The organism is Phocaeicola sp. ICN-14070, assembly GCF_037892625.1.
In the GTDB taxonomy this organism is placed as follows: Bacteria; Bacteroidota; Bacteroidia; order Bacteroidales; family Bacteroidaceae; genus Phocaeicola; species Phocaeicola plebeius.
The window spans coordinates 1-1243 of record NZ_JBBKBF010000153.1 but is presented as its reverse complement, the minus strand read 5'-3'; the positions used below and the strand labels follow the sequence as shown (position 1 = coordinate 1243).

Genomic DNA, 1243 nt, shown 5'->3' with positions numbered 1-1243 from the left:
TTAAAACCTGGTGACAGTGCGTGGGAACATGAGAAGAAAAAGAAGAATCTCACAAAACTGATAAATAAAAGAATGAAAATGATAGGTGAGAAACTAAATTTGGGAAAGATAACAACTTACGTTGCAAGACATACCTATGCAACTGTATTAAGAAACGAAGGTGTTCCGATTTCAATAATATCACCCATGTTGGGACATAGCAGTGTTACAACAACAGAGATATACCTTGCAGATTTGGAATCTGAATACAGAGCTAAAAATGCAAGTCTATTAAGCTTTTAAGGTCACATATAAGCTCTATAAGAGCCATATTTTGATGTTCAGCCCGATACTCCTGATTGCAGAGGAATCGGGTCTTTTCATTGTTAAATTACCGGTACGAGGGATTGAAACATATATTGAACAGTTAAAGTCATGTTAAAATTTGGGAATCGTTTATATTTTGGAAAAAAAGAGGATATATGTAATGTAAGATGATTCAATGACTAATGAAATTATAAACATCAAATATAAAAGACTTATGACACGGAAGAAAAAGAATCAGAATGAACAGGAGGTGAAAACTAAAGTCACTAAATCCAGAAGGAAATCAAGTAAGAAAGAAATCAATCTTCAAAAAGTAGATTTATCAGTTCAAGAAGAAGCTGTACAGGAAAATCCTATTGATGAGAATATAGAAGATGAAAAATTCACCTTTGCAACAGAAAAAATTCTTGACACTATAAAACCGGATGAAGACTGCGAAGAAGAATGTAATTCTGAATATGATGCAATACTTGCAAAGTTCGACAAGACACTTGAAGAAATTGATGAACGTTTCAAATCAAACGAAGAACTTACAGAAAGATTGCTTAAAGAGCATCAAGAATGTGAATCTTTTGTGGATGAATTTCTTAATGAGGATGATTGACTAAATTTGTAACCGCAACAGTCTCTTTATGAGATGAAACATTTGTAATGTGCCTTATTTTTCATAATTTTGTATCGTCATGCAAAACATGGCAGACATGTTAGAAATTTAAGGTACACGAAAGTGTTTAACTGATTCTCCGGAATAAAGTCTGGTAAACTATTAACGAACGAGAATGAGTAAACATCTCTCGCGTCATATCCGTATATGGCGTGGGGAGACTGTTGCTTGTTTTAGTTCAAGGGTTTTACCAGAGCCTATTCCGTAAAATGAGTTAACAGCCCTCACGCTTTCTTTATTTATAAACTTCTTCTTTTGTGGGCTGGGAAGAAC

The 1243-nt window shown here is 34.0% G+C and carries 2 protein-coding genes; both read left to right on the top strand.

The features are described 5' to 3' along the window. Positions 1 to 282, top strand: a 282-nt coding sequence (locus WKT20_RS18010) for a tyrosine-type recombinase/integrase (RefSeq protein ID WP_340417863.1), incomplete at its 5' end; no start/stop codon positions are given. Positions 283 to 520: 238 nt separating this feature from the next. Next, positions 521 to 910 carry a hypothetical protein gene (locus WKT20_RS18005; protein WP_270213144.1) on the top strand — a complete coding sequence of 130 codons (390 nt, stop codon included), beginning with the start codon at positions 521 to 523 and terminating at the stop codon, positions 908 to 910. Positions 911 to 1243 lie beyond the last annotated feature (333 nt).

Coding starts and splice junctions, on each gene's coding strand:
- WKT20_RS18005 (WP_270213144.1), top strand. CDS start 521: ATGACACGGAAGAAAAAGAATCAGAATGAACAGGAGGTGAAAACTAAA.